Here is an 18695-nt window from a genome sequence, read left to right as displayed (position 1 = left end):
GAGGTAAGCACACGTGTCCGGCACCGAAGCCGCGCTCACCGATCCCGTCGCGAGTCCCGTCGCCGGTCCCGTCACCGATCCCGTCGCCGGTCCCGTCGTCCGCCCGCGGCGGCTGCGCACCACGCCCGCGCTGCGGCGCATGGTCGCCGAGACCCGGCTGCACCCGGCGGAGCTGATCCTGCCCGCCTTCGTACGCGAGGGACTCGACGAGCCGGCGCCGATCTCCGCCATGCCGGGCGTCGTGCAGCACACCCGCGACACCTTGAAGAAGGCCGCCGCCGAGGCGGTCGCCGCGGGGGTCGGCGGGATCATGCTCTTCGGCGTGCCGGAGGAGCACAAGAAGGACGCGGTCGGCTCGGCCGGCACGGACCCCGACGGCATCCTGCAGGTCGCGCTGCGCGACGTGCGGGCGGAGGTCGGGGACGACCTCATCGTCATGTCCGACGTGTGCCTGGACGAGACCACCGACCACGGGCACTGCGGGGTGCTGGACGCCGCCGGCCGGGTCGACAACGACGCGACGCTGGCGCGGTACGCGGAGATGGCCGTGGTGCAGGCGGACGCCGGGGCGCACGTGCTGGGGCCGAGCGGCATGATGGACGGCCAGGTCGCGGTGATCCGCGAGGCCCTGGACCGGGCGGGGCACCAGGACACGGCGGTCCTCGCCTACACCGTGAAGTACGCCTCCGCCTTCTTCGGGCCGTTCCGCGAGGCGATCAACTCCTCGCTGCGGGGCGACCGGAAGACGTACCAGCAGGACCCGCCGAACGCCCGCGAGGCGCTGCGCGAGCTGTCCCTCGACCTCGCCGAGGGCGCCGACATGGTGATGGTCAAGCCGGCGCTGCCGTATCTGGACGTGCTGCGCCGGGTCGCCGACGAGGCGGACGTGCCGGTCGCGGCGTACCAGATCTCCGGCGAGTTCGCGATGGTCGAGGCGGCGGCGGAGCGCGGCTGGATCGACCGGGACGCGGCGATGATGGAGACGCTGACGGGGATCAGGCGGGCCGGGGCGCAGATGATCCTCACCTACTGGGCGACCGAAGCGGCCCAGAAGCTGCGCGGCTGACGCCCCGGCCGCCGCCCGCGTCAGCGCCTCCGCGCGCGGAGTACGGCGTCGTGGTGCTCGACCGGCTCGCCGTGCCCGCCGTCGTCGTGCGGCTCGTGCCCGACCGGCGCCAGCCGGGTCCGGACCTCCGCCGAGACGACGTCCCAGTCGTCCGGCACCAGGTCCGCCGCCACGTCCGCCGCGGTGAAGTGCACCTCCGGGTGCTCCGCGGCGAACGCCTCGGCGCGCGGGTCCGTCTCGTGGTGGCCGACGACGAGCAGCGTGCCGCCCGGGGCGACGGCCGCCGCGAGCCGGCGGAACAGCGTCTCGCGGGACGCCGTCGTGTGCACGTAGTGGGTGGTGACCAGGTCGAAGGGCGCGCCGTCCGGGGTGGCGTCGGTCAGGTCCGCCCGTATCCACGTGATCCGCCCGGCGACCTCCGCGCCGCGGGTCTCGGCGTGCGCGCGGGCGCGGTCCAGCGCGGTGGCGGAGATGTCCACGGCCGTCACCCGCCAACCGCGCTCGGCGAGCCAGATGGCGTCGGCGCCCTCGCCGCAGCCGGCCTCCAGGGCGGTGCCGGGCGTGAGGTCCGCGATCTCGGTCACGAGCTGCGGGTTGGGCCGGCCGCTCCAGACCGCGTCCCGGCCGCGGTACATCTCCTCCCAGTACGCCTCGCCGAACTCTTCCGTGGCGTTCGTCATCCTTGAGTCCTCTCTGTTCGGTTCTTTGTTTGGTTCGTACGTCACACGCGGACCCGGCGGGCGGTGACCGCCCGGCGGGCGTCCTCGGCGGCGAGGTCGGCGTTGATCTGCGCGCCCGCCATGGCGCCGGCCGCCGCGGCGGCGCCGACCTGGGCGGTCATGTCGGTGGCGTTGCCCGCGGCCCACACGCCGGGGACGTCGGTGCGGCCCGTTCCGTCGACGGGGACGTGCTCGCCCATGCCGGACGGATGGGCGACGGGCGTGAGGCCCAGGCCGGCCAGGAACCCGCCGCGCGCCACCATGCGCGTGGCCACCGCCAGCGCCTCGCGCGGCACCACCGTGCCGTCCGCGAGCCGCACCCCCGCCAGCCGGTCGCCGGCGACCTCCAGGCCCGCCACCTCGCCGGTGACGACGCGCACGCCGAGGGCGGCCAGCTGCTCGGCGTCCTCGCCGGCGGGGGGCGCGGTGGTGTGCGCGAAGTACGTCACGTCGTCGCTCAGCTGCCGGAACAGCAGCGTCTGGTGCAGCGCCATCGGCCCCGTCGCCAGCACGCCGATCGCCTGGTCGCGGACCTCCCAGCCGTGGCAGTACGGGCAGTGCAGTACGTCCCGGCCCCACCGCTCGCGCAGGCCCGCCACCGCCGGCAGCTCGTCGACGAGCCCGGTGGTGACCAGCAGCCGGCGGGCGCGTACGGACCGGCCGTCGGCGAGCGCGACGGTGAAGCCGGGCGTTTCCGCGCCGCCGTCACCGCCGTCGCCGTCGTGCTCTGTGTCCCGCGCCTCCCGCACCGCCCCGGTGACCTCGCCGGTCACCACGTGGCCGCCGTAGCCGCGCACCTCGGCCCGGCCGCGGGCGAGCAGCTCGCCCGGCGGCATGCCCTCGCGTCCCAGCAGCCCGTGGACGCCGTCCGCCGGGGCGTTCCGCGGCGCGCCCGCGTCGATCACCGCCACGGAGCGGCGGGAGCGGGCCAGCATCAGCGCCCCGTTCAGGCCGGCGGCGCCGCCGCCGACCACCGCCACGTCGTAGCTCTGCGCGAGTTCACCGGTCATCTCGGCCGTGTCGGTCACGTCGACCACCTCCATGCCGACGACCATGCGGCCAGCGCAGTTGGAACCGCAAACATTGTTGCCGGTCTGGCAAACTGTTCGTATGGCTGAACCCGCCCCTGACGCTGCCCGCGACCCCGACGACGAACTCGACACCGCCCTCACCGCCGTCGGCCCCCGGCTGCGCGAGCTGCGCCGGCAGCGTGAGTCGACGCTCGCCGAGCTGTCCGCGGCCACCGGCATCTCGGTGAGCACCCTGTCCCGGCTGGAGTCCGGCAGCCGCCGCCCGACGCTGGAGCTGCTGCTGCCGCTGGCCCGGGCACACGGCGTCACCCTCGACGAACTCGTCGGCGCCCCGCCCACCGGCGACCCGCGCATCCACCTTCGCCCGGTCACCCGCAACGGCATGACGATGCTGCCGCTGTCCCGCCGGGCCGGCGGCATCCAGGCGTTCAAGCTGATCTTCCCGGCCGGCAGCGGGCGCGGCGAGCCGGATCCGCGCACCCACGAGGGCTACGAGTGGATGTACGTGATGAACGGCCGGCTCCGCGTCGTACTCGGCGAGCACGACCTGATCCTCGAACCGGGCGAGGCCGCCGAGTTCGACACCCGCGTGCCGCACTGGTTCGGCGCGGCCGACGACGAGCCGGTGGAGTTCCTCAGTCTCTTCGGCGGCCAGGGCGAGCGCGCGCACCTGCGCGCCCGCCCGAAGTCCGCGTCCTGAGAGGCCCCTGCGCGCGCCGTGCGGCGGCTCAGCGGACGGCGAGCACCGTCTTCGCCGGGGCCGTCCTGTTCTCCAGCGCCGCGTGCACCTCGGCCGCCCGGTCCAGGGGCAGCACGGCGGGCGCCGGCTCCCGTACGACGCCGCGGTGGACGAGGTCGACGACGGCCGACAGCGCGGCGCCGACCCGCTCCGGGACGACGTGGGCGAGGCCGCCGAGGTTCAGGCCGAGGAGCTGCCGGCTGTTCAGCCACACCGCGTCGCCCGACAGCGCGGGGTCCTGGCCGCTGGCGTTGCCGGCGACCACCTGTCGGCCGAAGGGCGCCAGCAGGTCGAAGGCGCGGGTACGGAGGTCGCCGCCGACCGGGTCGATCACGACGTCGACACCGCCGCCGTCCGCCCCGGTGATCTCCGCGACGGCCGTCTCCAGGTCGGCGGCCAGCACCATGTCCGTCCACTCGCCGCCGTCCGCCGGCTTCCTGGCCTCGCTGCCGAACACGCCGACGACCCGGCGCACCCCGTGCGCGGCGGCCAGCCGCCCGGTGATGCTGCCGAGCCCGCCGCCGGCGCCCAGCACCAGTACGGTGTCCCGGTCGGTGACGCGGGCCAGGTCGTGCAGCGCGAGCCACCCCGTGACCCCGTTGATCAGCAGGGCGCACATCCGGGCCAGGTCGGCGTCCGCGGGCAGCACGGTGGCCATCGAGGCGTGCGCGACGGCCACTTCGGCGTACCCGCCGGCCCGCAGGCCGCGGCCGAAGTCGTTGAGCAGCACCCCGACCGGCGCGCCCGGCTCGAACCCGGTGACCCCCGGCCCCGCCTCCCGCACGTGCCCGGCGGCCTCGATCCCCGGCACGAACGGCAGCGGCAGCTCGAAGGCCCCCGCGCGGAACAGCGTGTCCACGAACCCCACGCCGGCGTACGAGACGTCGACGGTTATCTCGCCGGGCCCGGGCGTCGGCGCGGGCGTCTCCGTGACGCTCAGCGACTCGGCGGGTCCGGGCTTCTCCACAACTACGGCGCGCATGGTGCTCACTCCTGTTCGGCAGGGACCGTCTCTAGTACGACGGTCAGTTCGGCCGGCGTGTCCTCCTGGACCAGGTGCCCAGCGCCCTCGAACAGCTCCAGCTTCGCACCCGGGACGAGTCGCCGGCTCGCGGGCCCTGGCGACCGGGACCTCGGTGCCGTCCGCGCCCGGCAGACGACGGCGACGGACAGCGGGCTGACGTCCGGGTCGGTCAGGCGGCGTGAGCGTGGAACGTGACGGCGGTTCCGCCGCCGACGGTGAGGTGCAGGTCGACGTCCGCTTCGAGCGCCTGGGCGGCTGCTGTCAGTCCGGCGCGATAGTTTCCGGGGCATCCCGCGGCGACCTCGCGAAAGGGGAGTCATGCCCTGCCCGGAGCTACCCCGGACCACGTCCGGTGACGTGCTGGTGGTCTGTACGTACTACGAGAACGGCGAACCCCGCTGGGGCGGGCTGGTCGACCGGACCGGGCGCGCAACCGCGGTCGTGCCCGAGGGCGGCCCCGTGCGGCTGCGCCCTGTCGCCGACCCCGGGTGGGACCACCTGCGCGGCGGGAACGTGCCCGCGCTCCTCCCCGGCGGCGGATCGGCCGCGCCCGTCGTCGTCCTCATCGACTTCGCCGTGGTGTACGGCGGCGAGCCGCTGCTGGTGGACCTGGTGGCGATACCCGGGCGCGGGGTCCGGGTCGCGAAGGAGCGGGTCGGCGAGGTTCTGGCCGCCCTGTTCGACGGGGCGCTCGTCTTCGACGACCTGATCCGGGACATGGACCTGCGCGGCACCTACCGGGGCGACGCCGGCCGCCGGGCCTTCCCCGTGCCGACGACGCAGCCGCAGCGGGACTTCCCCGCGCTGCCCGCCACCGACGGCGCCCTGCTGGTCCGCACCTGGTTCGAGGACGACGACGGCTGGCGCGCTCTGCTCGACGAGCTGGGCGGCACGGACGAGGAGGGCTGGGTCGGTGCCGACATCGACCCGGACGACATCGACCCGGAGCGCTACCCGCTGACGGCGCTGGTCGTGGACGACCCCGCCTACGAGGGACTGCCGCCCGGCAGCGTCCCCGCGCTGGTACCGCCCGAGGAGTACACCGTGCTCGTCGCGCTCGCCGACGCCGGGACCTTCGCCGGGGCGGACCGGCCGCTGGCCGCCGTCGACCTTCACCGCACCCCGGGCAATATCGCCGTCCTGCCGTGCCACATGACCGGATCGATGGTCTGCAACCTGGAGATCGCCAACATGGACTTCCACGATTTCGTCTCCGTGGCCGGCGTGCGGCCGTGGTGGGAGGAGGCGTAGCCGCGGGCCGGCGCTGGGCCGGCGCTAGGACTGCTCGGTGAGGAACGTCTGCAGTACGGCGGTCAGTTCGGCCGGCGCGTCCTCCTGGACCAGGTGGCCCGCGCCCTCGAACAGCTCCAGCCGCGCGCCCGGGACCAGCCCCGCCAGCTCGTGCGCCCTGGCGACCGGGATCCAGGTGTCGTCCGTGCCCCAGCAGACGAGCGTGGGCACGGCGATCTCGCCGTAGCGGCCCTGCACCTCGTCGGTGTAGCGCTGGTCGGCCTGGGCGATCTGACGGTAGAACGCCGGGCGGCCGGCGTCGTCGGTCCACGGCGCGACGAGCGCGTCGAGGACGGCCGGGTGCAGTCCGGGGCCGCCGGTGGTGGCGACGTACTCGCGAACCAGCGCGGTGTGCAGCGCCGCCGGGAGCTGCTCGAAGACGGGCGCGTGGTCCCGTACGAGACGGAAGAACGGCGAGCCCCAGGGGGCGAGGGCGACGGGGTCGACGAGGGCCAGCGCGCGGTACGCGGCGTCGTGCAGCAGGTGCGCGCGGAGCGCGACGGCACCGCCGAAGTCGTGCGCGACGACCAGGGGCTCGTCCAACTGCCAGTGGGCGAGCAGCTGGGCGAAGATCCGTCCCTGTGCGCCGAGCGAGACATCTTGCCCGGCGTGCTTCTCCGACTGCCCGTAGCCGGGCATGTCCCAGACGTACATTTCGCGCCCGCGGGCCAGCGCGCGGGCGACGGCCCGCCAGGTGTACGAGGACCATGGCGTACCGTGCAGCAGCACCACGGGCCGGCCACCGGGAGCGCCTCCGGCGGGGCCGAGCCGGTCCCAGCGGACCTCACCGGCGGAACTGGCGAAGGTCCGCGTCAACTCCCAGCCGCTCATGCCGATCAGCGTACGGGAGCGGTTCCGCGGTCATCGCGCGATGGTTCGCCCATGTGCGCGGACGTGCTGCAGCAGGGTCCTGGGGTCCCAGGTGACGTTCACTCGTTGGAGCCGACGACGCGGCGGCGGGCTTCGGCGGCGGGCACCGTGCCGCCTGTCTGCCCCAGCGCTCGGCGCAGCCTGTACTCCAGGACCGCGTTGGCTTCCTCCAGATCCGCCAGCTCATCGGCGTTGATCAGCACGGCGGCGGGCTGTCCGTGGTCGGTAATGGTGATGCGTTCCCGGCTGTGGGAGGCCCGGCGGACGAGCTGCCCGAAGCGGTTGCGGCCCTCCGCCACCGTGTAAGTCTGCCGCGTCTTCATGTCGCCCCTCAGAGGCGTTCCGGGGTGCGGATGCCGAGGAGGGCCATGCCGGTGTGGAGGGTCCGCGCGGTGAGGTCGCTGAGGAACAGGCGGTTCTCGACCTGGGCGGGGGTGTCCGCCTTCAGCACCGGGCAGTGCTCGTAGAAGGTCGTGAAGAGCGACGCGAGCTGGTACAGGTACGCCGTGATCTTGTGCGGCGCGTACTCCTCGGCCGCCTCCGCGACCACCGCCGCGAAGCCGTCCGCGTGCAGCGCGAGCGCCCGCTCGGCGGGCTCCAGCGGCAGCTCGGGGTGCGCGGCCGGGTGGGCGTCGGCGCCGGCCCGGCGCAGGATGGAGCGGATCCGGGCGTACGCGTACTGCAGGTAGACCGACGTGTCGCCGTGCAGGGACACCATCTGGTCGAGGTCGAACTTGTAGTCCCGGGCCGCGGACGTGGACAGGTCGGCGTACTTCACGGCGCCGATGCCCACCTGCGCGCCGCGCTCCGCGATCTCCTCCTCGGTCAGCGGCGGCACCGCCTTGTCGGCCTTCTCCCGGACGACCGCCGACGCCCGGTCGATCGCCTCGTCGAGCAGGTCCTCCAGCCGCACCGTAGCGCCCGCCCGGGTCTTGAACGGCTTGCCGTCCTTGCCCAGCACCGTGCCGAAGGCGAGTTGGGCGGCGGTCGCGCCGTCGTCGAGCCAGCCCATCCGGCGGGCGGTCTCGAAGACCATCCGGAAGTGCAGCGACTGGCGGTGGTCCACGACGTAGAGGAGCGTCTGCGCCTTGAGGTTGAACACCCGGTCGCGGATCGCGGACAGGTCGGTGGCCGCGTAGCCGTAGCCGCCGTCGGACTTGCGCACGATCAGCGGGACCGGCTGGCCGTCCTGGCCCTTGATGTCGTCGAAGAACACGCACAGCGCGCCCTCGGAGTCGACCGCGACGCCGGCGTCGGCCAGCAGGTCGCAGGTCTCGTCCAGCATGTCGTTGTAGCCGGACTCGCCGACGATGTCGGCGTCCCTGACCTCCATGTCGAGCTTGTCGAAGACCGAGAAGAAGTACAGCTTGGACTCGTCGACGAACCGCTGCCACAGCGCCCGCGTCTGCGGGTCGCCCGACTGCAGCGCGACGACCCGGCGCCGGGACCGGTCCTTGAAGGCGTCGTCGGTGTCGAAGACGGCCCGCGCGGCCTTGTAGAGCCGGTTGAGGTTCGAGGCGGCCTCCTCGCCGGAGGCGGCGGCGCCGTCCGTACCGCCGTGGTCCAGCTCGTGCGGGTGCTCGTCCAGGTACTGGATGAGCATGCCGAACTGCGTGCCCCAGTCGCCGATGTGGTGCCGCCGGACCACGGTCTCGCCGGTGAACTCCAGCGTCCGTACGAGGGAGTCGCCGATGACCGCCGAGCGCAGGTGCCCGACGTGCATCTCCTTCGCGACGTTCGGCTGGGCGTAGTCGATGACGGTGGTGCCCGGGGCGTCCGCGTACGGCACGCCGAGGCGGTCGTCCGCGGCGCGGGCGGCGAGGTTCGACGTGATCGCCGCGTCCGTCACCGTCATGTTGAGGAAGCCGGGCCCGGAGACCTCGATCTCCGCGAGCACGTCGCCCGTGTCGACCTGCGCGGCGACCTGGCCGGCCAGCTCGCGCGGGTTGGTCTTGAGCTGCTTGGCCAGCGCCAGCATCCCGTTGGCCTGGAAGTCCGCCCGGTCGCTGCGGCGCAGCAGGGGATCTGCGGAAGCCTGCTGCGGCAGTGCCGCCGCGAGGGCGTCCGAGACGCGCTGCCGGACCTGGGTGGCGAGGGACGGGACTGAGGCCATGTTCGTGATCGCCGCTTCCTAACGGAGGAGTGGGATGAGGCTTCAGTATCCCATGCAGGGCAAAGCGATTTTGTTTGGGAGAATGGGCCGCGCAAGCGCTGAACAGAGAGGAAGTGCAGGACTGTGGGTGCCACCGCCGAGGCCGCCGACTGGGTCTCCCGTTTCGCCGACGAGGTCATCGCCGAGGCGGAGCGTCGCGCCCCCGGCAAACCGGTGGTCTGCGCCTCCGGCCTGTCCCCCTCCGGCCCGATCCACCTGGGCAACCTGCGCGAGGCGATGACGCCGCACCTGGTGGCCGACGAGATCCGCCGCCGCGGCGTCCCCTGCGAGCACCTGATCTCCTGGGACGACTACGACCGCTTCCGCAAGGTCCCCTTCGGCGTCGAGGGCGTCGACGAGTCCTGGGCGGAGCACATCGGCAAGCCGCTGACCTCCGTGCCCGCGCCCGCGGGCAGCCCGCACGCCAGCTGGGCCGCACACTTCAAGGCGGCCATGGAGGGCGCGCTCGCCGAGATGGGCGTGACGTACCGCGGCATCAGCCAGACGGAGATGTACACCTCGGGCACGTACCGCGAGCAGATCCTCTTCGCGATGCGGCACCGCGGCGACATCGACGCCGTCCTCGCCGAGTTCCGCACGAAGCCCAAGCAGCAGCCGCAACAGAAGCAGCAGCAGAAGCAGCAGAAGCCGGTCGACGAGGCGGACTCTGCAGCGGCGCGCGCGGCGGCCGAGGGCTCCGGCGCCGCCGACGAGGACGACGGCCTGACGGCCGGCGGCGCGTACTACCCGTACAAGCCGTACTGCGCGGTCTGCGAGCGCGACCTGACGACGGTCACCGCGTACGACGACGAGACCACCGAGCTGACGTACACCTGCGCCTGCGGCCACGGCGAGACCGTGCGGCTCGCCGAGTACGACCGCGGCAAGCTGGTGTGGAAGGTCGACTGGCCGATGCGCTGGGCGTACGAGGGCGTGGTCTTCGAGCCCTCCGGCGTCGACCACCACTCGCCCGGCTCCTCCTGGAACGTCGGCGGGAAGCTCGTCGGCATCTTCGGCTGGGAGCGGCCCATCGGCCCGATGTACGCCTTCGTCGGCATCAGCGGCATGGCGAAGATGTCGTCGTCGAAGGGCGGCGTGCCGACGCCCGCCGAGGCGCTGGAGATCATGGAGCCGATGCTGCTGCGCTGGCTGTACGCGCGGCGGCGGCCGAACCAGTCCTTCAAGATCGCCTTCGACCATGAGATCCAGCGGACCTACGACGAGTGGGACGCCCTCGTCCGCAAGGTCGGCGCCGGCACGGCGCAGCCGGGAGACGTCGCGGCGTACGAGCGCGCCGCCGGCACCGCCGCCGGGCCGCTGCCCGCGACGCCGCGCCCGCTGCCGTACCGGATGCTCGCCTCGGTGACCGACGTGACCGCGGGCGACGACGAGCAGACCCTGCGGATCCTCGCCGAGGTCGACCCGGAGCGCCCGCTGACCTCGCTGGCCGAGGTGCGGCCGCGGCTGGACAAGGCAGAGCGGTGGATCACCACGCAGGTCCCCGCGGACCAGCGCACGCAGGTGCGCAAGGACGCCGACGCGGAGCTGCTGGCGTCGCTGGGCGCGGACGAGCGGGAGCTGCTGCGGCTGTTGCTGGCCGGTCTCGACGAGCACTGGTCGCTGGACGGGCTGACGACGCTGCTGTACGGGGTGCCGAAGCTGCGCGCCGGGCTGCCGGCGGACGCGAAGCCGACGCCGGAGCTGAAGACGGAGCAGCGGGCGTTCTTCGCGCTGCTGTACCGGCTGCTGGTGGGCCGCGACACCGGGCCGCGGCTGCCGACGCTGCTGCTGGCGGTGGGGCAGGAGCGGGTCCGGGAGCTGCTGGGCGGCTGAGCGGGGCGCGGTTGAGCGGGGGCGTGGGCGCCGCGGGGCTCAGGCGGTGCCCATGCCCTGGTTGTAGCGCGTCTTCAGCTCTTGCAGGTACGTGCGCAGATAGCGCTCGTCGAGCGCGCTGCCGTCGGCGTACCTGACGCCGTGGACGTCGCGCAGGTAGCGGGCGAACGGGCGCGCGGAGGGGAAGACGCCCTCGCTCAGCACGAACTGGCGGTAGAAGCCGAAGAGCGCGTCGTCGTACGGAATGCCGTCCGGCAGGCCGACGATCTCGGTGAGGTCGTCGGCCTGGACCGGCTCGGGCTCGGGCTCGGGCTCGGGTTCGGATTCGGGCTCGGGTTCCGGCGGCGGGGGCGGCGGGGCGACGAAGGACGGCGGCTGCGGCGCGCGGCGCGGGTGGCCGTTGACGGCGGCGGGCTCGGGCGCGCGCAGGTCGCGGCGGGGTGCGGGGCCCGGGATGGTGGCGACGGGCTCGGGTACGGGCAGGGGCTCGGGGTCCGGCACGGGGACGGCTGCGTGCGCGGGGGCGGGCGCCGGGACCGAGGCGTAGGCGGTGGCGGGCTGAGTCGTCTCGGCCCGGGGTGCGGGGGCGGGCGCCGGGTACGCCGCCTGGGTCGGCACCGGCTGCGTGGCGTGTGTGGCTTGCGTGGTCTGGGCGACCTGGGTGGGTTGTATGACCTGTGCGGGCTGTGCGACCTGCGTGGTCTGCGTGGCGTGTACGGGCTGCGTGGCCTGTGCCGGCTCCGCTACCGGCGTCGCCTGCGCCTGCGTGGCCCGTACCGGCCCGCCCTCCAGCTCCGGCTGCGCCGCCTGCGGGCGCAGCGGCTTGTCTATGCCCGCCGCCGCCAGCCCTTCCGGCGCCGTCTCCGCCAGCGGCACCCCGTACCGTGCCAGCTTCAGCGGCATCACCGCCTCCACCGGCGCCCGCCGCCGCCACGCCCGCCCATAGCGGGCGCGCAGCCGGGCGCGGTAGACCATGCGGTCCTGTTCGAGGCGGATGACCTCCTCGTACGAGCGCAGCTCCCACAGCTTCATCCGGCGCCAGAGCCGGAACGTGGAGGGGAAGGCCAGCAGCCAGCGCGAGACGCGCACGCCCTCCATGTACTTGTCGGCCGTGATGTCCGCGATCCGCCCGATCGCGTGCCGCGCCGCCTCCACCGACACCACGAACAGCACCGGGATGATCGCGTGCATCCCGACGCCCAGCGGGTCGGGCCACGCCGCCGCGCCGTTGAACGCGATCGTCGCCGCCGTCAGCAGCCACGCCGTCTGCCGCAGCAGCGGGAACGGGATGCGTATCCACGTCAGCAGCAGGTCGAGGGCGAGCAGCACCACGATCCCGGCGTCGATGCCGATGGGGAAGAAGACCGCGAAGTCGCCGAAGCCCTTCTTCTCCGCGAGGTCGCGCACGGCCGCGTAGGACCCGGCGAAGCCGATCGCCGCGATCACCACCGCGCCGAGGACGACGACGGTGATGAGTATGCGGTGCGTCCGGTTCATGCTTATCGCAGGAGCCCTGTCCACGCGCCGTTCCCTCTCCGCTGGCGATCACCGGCCGCCCCGGGCTCGGCCCGGAGCCACGCTAGCCTCGCACAGTTGTACGGGCTTGCGTATGCAGGTCCGGTCAGTTGACGGACACTCAATTGACGGTCACTTGACCGCGGCCACGGCTTCCTTGGTCGCCTTCTCCGCGTCTTTCAGCAGGTCTGCGGACTTCGGCTCGTCCGAACCCTGGAAGCCGGCGCCGTGGTAGTTGACGATGACGACGACGTTCTCGTGGAGGGCGACGACCGTCTGCTTGCGGTAGTCCTCCTTGTCCTCCGTCGTCTCGTACGCGAACTCCGTGGCCTCCTGGCCGAGTCCGGACTGCGCGGAGGACTTCATGTCCTTGGCGCCCTCGGTGGCCTCGACGGCCCGGACCTGCTTGCCGTAGTACTCCGCGGCGCGGTCGGCGCCGCTGCCGATGGCCGGGTCGGAGTCGTAGCGCTGGTAGGAGACGTCGAGCCAGCGCCACTGATAGCCCTCAAGGCCGGTCCACGAGCAGCTGCTGCGCTGCCCGGTGTCGGCGGACTTCCCGGCGGTGCCGGCGGTGCTCTTCGCGCCCGGCACCAGGTCCTTGACGCTGTCCTTCGCGATCGCGTCGCACGGTTCGGGGAGCTTGGCGAACTTCGCCGGCTCGACCTGCGGCTCGCTGCTCTCGGAGGACGGTGCGGCGCTGCTCGGACTGCCGCTGTCGCCGCCGTCGTCGCCGGAGGAGCAGCCGGCGGTGACGAGTATCACGGGCACGGCCGCGGCGGCCAGAACGCGGGGGATGCGGGTGGTTGAGCGGTGCATGGGTCCTTCATCACTCGGTCGTGGGGCGGCGCGTGGTGGGGGGGCACGACGCCCTGGGCCTGGCGCCCGGAGGCACCGGCTTGCGAGCGTACCCGCCGCCGCGGACGGCGGACGGGCGGTCGGGGAAGGACGGGCCGTCAGTCGGCGAGCTGGTCCGCGAGCTGGTCGGCCACCTGTTGAGCGCGCTGCTGCAGCTCAGCGCTGTCCGGCGGCTCGCTCGCGGCGGTGCGCCACTGGTCGTACGTGACGGTCACCACGACGTTCGACGTGCGGAACACCACTGTCACCTCGCGCTGCACGCCGGCGCCGGCGCCGCCGGTCCGGTCGTCGAGGAAGGACTCGTCGCCGATGTCGTCGAGGAGGCGGGGGGCGATGGTGGCTGCGGCGTCGTCGGCGTCGTCGGCGTCATCGGCGTCGTCGGCGGCCTCCGAGGAGCCGTCGGCGCCGGCGTCCGTACCGGCGTCGGTGGTGTCGTCCGCGTCGTCCGTGGCGTCGTCGTTGGTCCCGTCGTCGGTCTCGCCGCCGGCTTCGGCCTCGTCCGTCGCCGCCGGCGGGCTGCTCTCGCCGGTCGCGGGCGTGCCGTCCTTGTCGGGCAGGTCCGGCGGGGCGCTGGTCACGTCGACGTCGTGCTCCTGGGCCCGCTCCGTGTAGAGCTGCGCCGCCTGCTCGTCGTCGCTGACCTCGTCGTCGTACGACACGATCCGCTCGAACCGCAGCTCCAGCTGGTGCCCGCCCTCGGTGCTCTCCCGCTCCCAACTGCAGCCCACCAGCCGGTCGGCGTCGTACGTGAGGTCCGGCTCGCCCGCGAGGGCCTCCTCGGCGTCCTCCTCGGTCTCCTCCTCCGCCCCCGGCAGCAGCTCCTCCAGCGTCCCGGCGCTCAGCGCCGTGCACGGCTCGGGCAGCGTGCTGTACTTCCCGGAGGGCGCCGGTGCGGTGCTGGCGTCGGCCCCGCCGGACTGGCTGTCGACCGCTCCGGTGGCCTCGTCGGAGCCGGTGCAGCCTGCCAGCGCGACCGCGAGCACGGCGGCCGTGGCGGCGGCCTGCGCGAGTGCCCTTCGCTGCACGGGAGAAGGCTCCTTCCGACTTCTTCCGACTTCAGGACATGGTGCCGCCCGGACACGCCGGGCGACCACCATGTTTATCGCACGTCCAGCCTGTTCGTTCGGTCGGGTGTCCGCCGTGGGGTAGTTGGCCCCGTTATCTTCGTCAGCTTCGTCATTTTCGTTATCTTCGCGCGCGTGTGCCGGAGATCGGCATGCGCGTGCGTCACCGAGCGCCCCGGCCGGGGAGGTTCCAGCCGAGGAGTACGGGCCGGTCGTGCTCCGTGCCGAGGACGGACAGCGTGGCCGTCTCCAGCCGGTACAGGGCGCCCGCGGCGGGGTGCTGGCCCAGCCGGCGGGCCGTGAGGACGCGCAGGACGTGGCCGTGGGCGACGAGCAGCACGTCGCCGGCTGCGTTGTCGCCGGCGCCGGCGCCGGCGCGCAGCGCCGCGTCGGCGACGGCCAGCACCTCGTCGCAGCGGCGGCCGACGGCCGCCAGCGTCTCGCCGGGGTGCCCGGGGCCGCCCGCGGGCACGCCGTCGTGCCACAGGTCCCAGCCGGGGCGGTCGGCGCGGATCGCCGCGGTGGTCAGGCCCTCGTAGCCGCCGTAGTCCCACTCCTGCAGCCGCGGCTCCAGCACCGTGCCGCGGCGGCCCGGCAGCGCCAGCTCCGCCGTGCGGACGGCGCGCCCCAGCGGGCTGCACAGCACGGTGCCGATGCGGCGCCCGGAGAGCACCGGGACGAGCGCGCGGGCCTGCTCCTCGCCGGCGTCCGTCAGCGGCAGGTCCGTACGGCCCGTGTGGCGGCCGTCGCGGCTCCACTCGGTCTCGCCGTGCCGGACGAGCAGCAGGTCACCCATGGGCGGGTCCTCCTTCCGCCGCCGCGGCGTCCAGCGCCTCGTCGAGGGCCAGCGCGGCGGTGATGAGCGCGAGGTGCGTGAACGCCTGCGGGAAGTTGCCGAGTTGCTCGCCGGTGGGGCCGATCTCCTCGGCGAAGAGCCCGACGTGGTTCGCGTACGTGAGCATCTTGTCGAACGCGTAGCGCGCCCGGTCGACCTGCCCGGCGCCGGCGAGGGCGGAGACGTACAGGAAGCTGCACAGCGAGAACGTGCCCTCGCTGCCGCGCAGTCCGTCGGGGGCGGCGGACGGGTCGTAGCGGTGGACGAGGCTGTCGATGACGAGTTCCGCCTCCATCGCCCGCAGCGTCGACAGCCAGCGCCGCTCGCGCGGCGCGAGGAAGCCGACGAGCGGCATCAGCAGCAGCGAGGCGTCGAGCACGTCGTCGTCGAAGTGCTGGACGAACGCCTGCCGCTCCTCGCTCCAGCCGCGCTCCAGCACTTGCAGGAAGATCGCGTCGCGGGCGGCGGTCCAGCGGGCGACGTCGGCGGGGCGGGCCAGGTCGGTGGCCATGCGGATGCCGCGTTCGAAGGCCACCCAGCACATCAGCCGGCTGTACGTGAAGTCCTTGCGCCCGCCGCGGGTCTCCCAGATGCCTTCGTCGGGGCGGTCCCAGTGGTCGGCGAGCCAGTCGAGGAGGGCGGTGAGGTGCAGCCAGGCGTCGTAGCCGGCGTGGCCGCCGGCGTGGCGGGTCTGGGCGAGGGCGTAGACGGTCTCGCCGTAGATGTCGAGCTGGAGCTGGTCGGCGGCGGCGTTGCCGGCGCGGACGGGGGCGGAGCGGCGGTAGCCCTGCCAGTGCGGCAGGGTCTCCTCGGGCAGGTGGGGGTCGCCGTCGACGCGGTACATGATCTGCAGCGGCTCGCCGGTGACGGTGCCGGTGTGGGCGGGCCCGGTGTCGGCGGGCCCGGTGTCGGCGGGCTCGGTGTCGGCGGGCTCGGCATCGGCGGTGCCGGGGCCGGCCGTGCGCGCGGCGGCCGTACGCGCGGCGTGGCCGGCGCTGAGGCGGTCGCCGAGCCAGCGCCGGTAGGCGTCCGCCTCCGCGACGTAGCCGAGTGCGACCAGGGCGCGTACCGACAGGGAGGCGTCGCGGATCCAGGTGTAGCGGTAGTCCCAGTTCCGCTCACCGCCGATCTGCTCCGGCAGCCCCATGGTGGCGGCGGCCACGGGGGCGCCGGTCGGGGCGTACGTCAGCAGCTTCAGCGTGATCGCGGAGCGGGTGACCACCTCGCGCCAGCGGCCCCGGTAGGTGCAGCGGGCGGTCCAGCGGTGCCAGTACGTCCGTGCCCTGGTCAGCTCGCGGTGCACGCCCTGCTCGTACGCGGCCGGCGGCGGCTCGGCGCCGGGGGCGCAGACGGTGAAGACCGCGGCGGCGGAGCGGCCCGGCGCCAGGTCCAGCGCGGCGCGCACGTCGTCGCCGGCGCGGGTCAGCCCGGCGGCCGGGCCGAGGAGCTGGAGGTGGCCGTCGGCGGTGCCGGAGCGGAAGCGAGCGGTGCGGCCGTCGAGTTCGAGCCGGTGCGGGTCGCGGCCGTAGTCGAAGCGGGGGCTGCAGTCGAGCGTGAAGCGCATCCGGCCGCGCAGGGCCCGTACGAGCCGGATCACCCGGTGGGTGTCCGAGGGCTCCTCCGGGCGGTCCACCGGCATGAAGTCCAGCACCTCGCCGATGCCCTCGGTGGACAGGAAGCGGGTGACGAGGACGGCGGTGCCGGGCAGGTAGAGCTGGCGCGGGACGGCGTCGGGGGCGTCCGCTGTGAGCGCGAAGCGCCCGCCGCGCTCGTGGTCGAGGAGCGCGCCGAAGACGCTGGGGGAGTCGAAGCGGGGCGCGCACAGCCAGTCGACCACGCCCTCGGCGGAGACCAGCGCGACGGTCTGCAGGTCTCCGACGATGCCGTGGTCCGCGATCGGCGGGTACGGGCCCGGGGGCACGGCGGCACTCCCTTCCCCTGGCGGCTGGCGATACGACGACTCTCCCGCGCCCCGGGCGGGACGGCCGCCGCGGCGCGGCCATTCGGGTGCCGGGCGGCCCGGGACGGGTCGGGGGGCGCGGCGCTCAGCCCCGGAACTCCCCGCGCCTGAGCCGCTCCATCACCTGCGCGGCGGCCTCCTTCACCACCGCGAGATCCTCCCGGCCCCAGCGCTGCGGGTCCTGGTCGGCCACGCAGACCGTGCCCAGCGCGATGCCGCTGGAGTCCATCAGCGGCACGCCGATGTAGGAGTGCACGCCCAGCATGTCGATCACCGGATCCACCGAGAAGCGTGCGAAGTCGCGGACGTCGTCGAGCACCAGGGACCTGCGGCGCGCGATCACGTGGGGGCAGAAGCCGACCTCGTTCCCCAACGCCCGGCCGTCTCCCTCCTCCGCGGTCTCGTCCGCGACCTCCTCCGCGGTCTCCTCCTGGTCCTGCGGAGCCTGCTCGGGCGCCTCCTCCGACGCCGGTTCGGCCGGTGGCTCGGCGTAGAAGCCGGCGAAGTACTGGTGCGTGTCGCCGATGAGATTGACCGCGCCGATGCGGCCTCCCAGCCGGACGGCCAGCTCCCGCGCCAGCGCGTCGAGCTCCGGGACGGGTTGTTCCCCCACCCCCAGCTCCTTCAGCCGCCGCGCCCGCGCCGGGCCGTCGGCGTCGGTCGGGCGCAGCATCAGGTGGCGCAGGGCGATTCCGGCCTCTGGCCCGGAGATCAGCGCGGGATTGCCGCCGAGTTCAGCCGGGCTGTGCGGCATCGCGGACATGGGATCTCCTCGTCTCGATGAGATGTTCTAGCAGGCGTACCAGTACCTCGATGCCGGAGCTGGACACCCGGGCATCGCACAGCATCACGGGCACCTCGGGACCGAGGTCGAGCGCGGCCCGTACATCGTCCGGGTGGTAGTGGTGCGCGCCGTCGAACACGTTGACCGCCACTAAGAACGTGATGCCGCGTCGTTCGAAGAAGTCCACCGCCGCGAAGCAGTGCTCCAGCCGCCGGGTGTCGGCCAGCACCACGGCCCCGAGCGCGCCGGCCGACAGCTCGTCCCACATGAACCAGAAGCGCTCCTGACCGGGCGTGCCGAAGAGGTACAGGAGATGACGCGGGTCGAGGGTGATGCGGCCGAAGTCCATCGCGACCGTGGTGGTGGACTTGTCCTCGACCCCGTCGAGCCGGTCGGTGGCGGCACTGACCTCGGTGAGCAGCTCCTCCGTGCTCAGCGGCGCCACCTCGCTGACCGACCCGACGAACGTGGTCTTGCCCACGCCGAAGCCGCCGGCGATCAGCACCTTGATCGCGGTGGGCAACGCGGTGGGCGACCCACCGGCGTACGAGGGGGAGGGCACGGGCGCGTCAGAGTCGTTTACGAAGTCCATCCAGCACCGCCTCCAGCAGGTCCATGTCCATCGCTTCCGCCTTCGCCGGCGCGGGGATGAAGGCGCGGGTGGCCACGACGCCTTGCTCCACGAGGTCCGACAGCAGCACCTTCACCACCGTGGCCGGCAGCCGCAGGCGCGCCGCGATCTCCGCCACGGTCATCGGCGACCCGCACAGACCGAGCACCTCGGCGTGCTCCGGCCCGAGACCGGTGCGGGCGATCGAGCCCGTGCCCGTGGCCACGACCACGGTCATCAGGTCGAACCGGGTCGTGGGGCGCGTACGTCCGTCGCTCACGGTGTACGGCCTGACCAGCCGGCCGGCATCGTCGTCGAGCCACGGCCCGTGCCGCGGGTCGGGCATCC

The 18695-nt window shown here is 73.8% G+C and carries 18 protein-coding genes and 1 pseudogene; 4 read left to right on the top strand and 15 right to left on the bottom strand.

Annotated elements, in window-relative coordinates; genetic code table 11:
- The first annotated feature begins 13 nt into the window (after positions 1-13).
- Positions 14-1066, top strand: coding sequence for a porphobilinogen synthase (gene hemB / locus T328_RS29960; RefSeq protein ID WP_496499347.1), 1053 nt, complete (start codon positions 14-16; stop codon positions 1064-1066).
- A gap of 20 nt (positions 1067-1086) precedes the next feature.
- Here the strand turns inward: hemB and T328_RS29955 are convergent, their stop codons facing one another.
- Together T328_RS29955 and T328_RS29950 are read right to left on the bottom strand one after the other, a co-directional pair.
- Entirely contained in the window at positions 1087-1746 is a 660-nt protein-coding gene (locus T328_RS29955) for a class I SAM-dependent methyltransferase (RefSeq protein WP_496499346.1), read from the bottom strand.
- 41 nt (positions 1747-1787) lie between these two features.
- Entirely contained in the window at positions 1788-2840 is a 1053-nt protein-coding gene (locus T328_RS29950) for an NAD(P)/FAD-dependent oxidoreductase (RefSeq protein WP_496499345.1), read from the bottom strand.
- A gap of 55 nt (positions 2841-2895) precedes the next feature.
- Here T328_RS29950 and T328_RS29945 point away from each other — a divergent pair, with 55 nt between their 5' ends.
- Positions 2896-3516: a helix-turn-helix domain-containing protein gene (locus T328_RS29945; RefSeq protein ID WP_496499344.1), complete on the top strand. Its 621-nt coding sequence runs from the start codon at positions 2896-2898 to the stop codon at positions 3514-3516.
- Positions 3517-3544: 28 nt separating this feature from the next.
- Here T328_RS29945 and T328_RS29940 read toward each other — a convergent pair whose 3' ends face one another.
- Both T328_RS29940 and T328_RS29935 read right to left on the bottom strand, forming a co-directional pair.
- Entirely contained in the window at positions 3545-4537 is a 993-nt protein-coding gene (locus T328_RS29940) for a quinone oxidoreductase family protein (protein ID WP_496499343.1), read from the bottom strand.
- Between the two features lie 5 nt (positions 4538-4542).
- Positions 4543-4705 (bottom strand): annotated as a pseudogene (locus T328_RS29935) (alpha/beta fold hydrolase); the annotation flags it as partial.
- 192 nt (positions 4706-4897) lie between these two features.
- Here T328_RS29935 and T328_RS29930 point away from each other — a divergent pair.
- A complete protein-coding gene (locus T328_RS29930; protein ID WP_496499342.1) occupies positions 4898-5830 on the top strand; it encodes a DUF6924 domain-containing protein in 933 nt (310 codons plus the stop codon).
- Between the two features lie 24 nt (positions 5831-5854).
- Here T328_RS29930 and T328_RS29925 read toward each other — a convergent pair whose 3' ends face one another.
- The 3 genes from T328_RS29925 to argS all read right to left on the bottom strand — a co-directional run bounded on the left by T328_RS29925 (position 5855) and on the right by argS (position 8852).
- The gene (locus tag T328_RS29925) at positions 5855-6700 is read right to left on the bottom strand and encodes an alpha/beta fold hydrolase (protein WP_496499341.1); all 846 of its coding nucleotides are present in this window, start codon (positions 6698-6700) and stop codon (positions 5855-5857) included.
- Between the two features lie 98 nt (positions 6701-6798).
- A complete protein-coding gene (locus T328_RS29920) occupies positions 6799-7062 on the bottom strand; it encodes a type II toxin-antitoxin system Phd/YefM family antitoxin (RefSeq protein ID WP_496499340.1) in 264 nt (87 codons plus the stop codon).
- An 8-nt stretch (positions 7063-7070) separates the two neighbouring features.
- A complete protein-coding gene (gene argS / locus T328_RS29915) occupies positions 7071-8852 on the bottom strand; it encodes an arginine--tRNA ligase (protein ID WP_496499339.1) in 1782 nt (593 codons plus the stop codon).
- A gap of 123 nt (positions 8853-8975) precedes the next feature.
- Here argS and lysS point away from each other — a divergent pair, with 123 nt between their 5' ends.
- Positions 8976-10724 carry a lysine--tRNA ligase gene (lysS, locus tag T328_RS29910; RefSeq protein ID WP_496499338.1) on the top strand — a complete coding sequence of 583 codons (1749 nt, stop codon included), beginning with the start codon at positions 8976-8978 and terminating at the stop codon, positions 10722-10724.
- Positions 10725-10763: 39 nt separating this feature from the next.
- Here the strand turns inward: lysS and T328_RS29905 are convergent, their stop codons facing one another.
- The 8 genes from T328_RS29905 to T328_RS29870 form a co-directional block, all read right to left on the bottom strand.
- Complete coding sequence (locus tag T328_RS29905) at positions 10764-12221, bottom strand: DUF2637 domain-containing protein (RefSeq protein ID WP_496499365.1); 1458 nt, start codon at positions 12219-12221, stop codon at positions 10764-10766.
- A 150-nt stretch (positions 12222-12371) separates the two neighbouring features.
- On the bottom strand, positions 12372-13055 hold the full coding sequence (locus T328_RS29900; RefSeq protein WP_496499337.1) for a DUF3558 family protein: 684 nt from the start codon (positions 13053-13055) through the stop codon (positions 12372-12374).
- A gap of 137 nt (positions 13056-13192) precedes the next feature.
- Complete coding sequence (locus T328_RS29895) at positions 13193-14119, bottom strand: hypothetical protein (RefSeq protein ID WP_496499336.1); 927 nt, start codon at positions 14117-14119, stop codon at positions 13193-13195.
- 202 nt (positions 14120-14321) lie between these two features.
- Positions 14322-14954, bottom strand: a complete 633-nt coding sequence (locus T328_RS29890; RefSeq protein ID WP_496499335.1) for a histidine phosphatase family protein — start codon at positions 14952-14954, stop codon at positions 14322-14324.
- Complete coding sequence (locus tag T328_RS29885; RefSeq protein WP_496499334.1) at positions 14947-16914, bottom strand: glycoside hydrolase family 15 protein; 1968 nt, start codon at positions 16912-16914, stop codon at positions 14947-14949. The genes T328_RS29890 and T328_RS29885 overlap by 8 nt, the downstream gene beginning before the upstream one ends.
- 124 nt (positions 16915-17038) lie before the next feature.
- On the bottom strand, positions 17039-17716 hold the full coding sequence (locus tag T328_RS29880) for a GAF domain-containing protein (RefSeq protein WP_496499333.1): 678 nt from the start codon (positions 17714-17716) through the stop codon (positions 17039-17041).
- The gene (locus T328_RS29875; protein WP_496499332.1) at positions 17688-18329 is read right to left on the bottom strand and encodes a GTP-binding protein; all 642 of its coding nucleotides are present in this window, start codon (positions 18327-18329) and stop codon (positions 17688-17690) included. The genes T328_RS29880 and T328_RS29875 overlap by 29 nt, the downstream gene beginning before the upstream one ends.
- Positions 18307-18693 carry a DUF742 domain-containing protein gene (locus T328_RS29870; RefSeq protein WP_496499331.1) on the bottom strand — a complete coding sequence of 129 codons (387 nt, stop codon included), beginning with the start codon at positions 18691-18693 and terminating at the stop codon, positions 18307-18309. The genes T328_RS29875 and T328_RS29870 overlap by 23 nt, the downstream gene beginning before the upstream one ends.
- Between the last annotated feature and the right edge of the window lie 2 nt (positions 18694-18695).

This window comes from Streptomyces sp. CNX435 (assembly GCF_059570575.1).
Note: the sequence above shows the minus strand (reverse complement) of the source record. Positions and strands in the feature narration are given on the sequence as shown.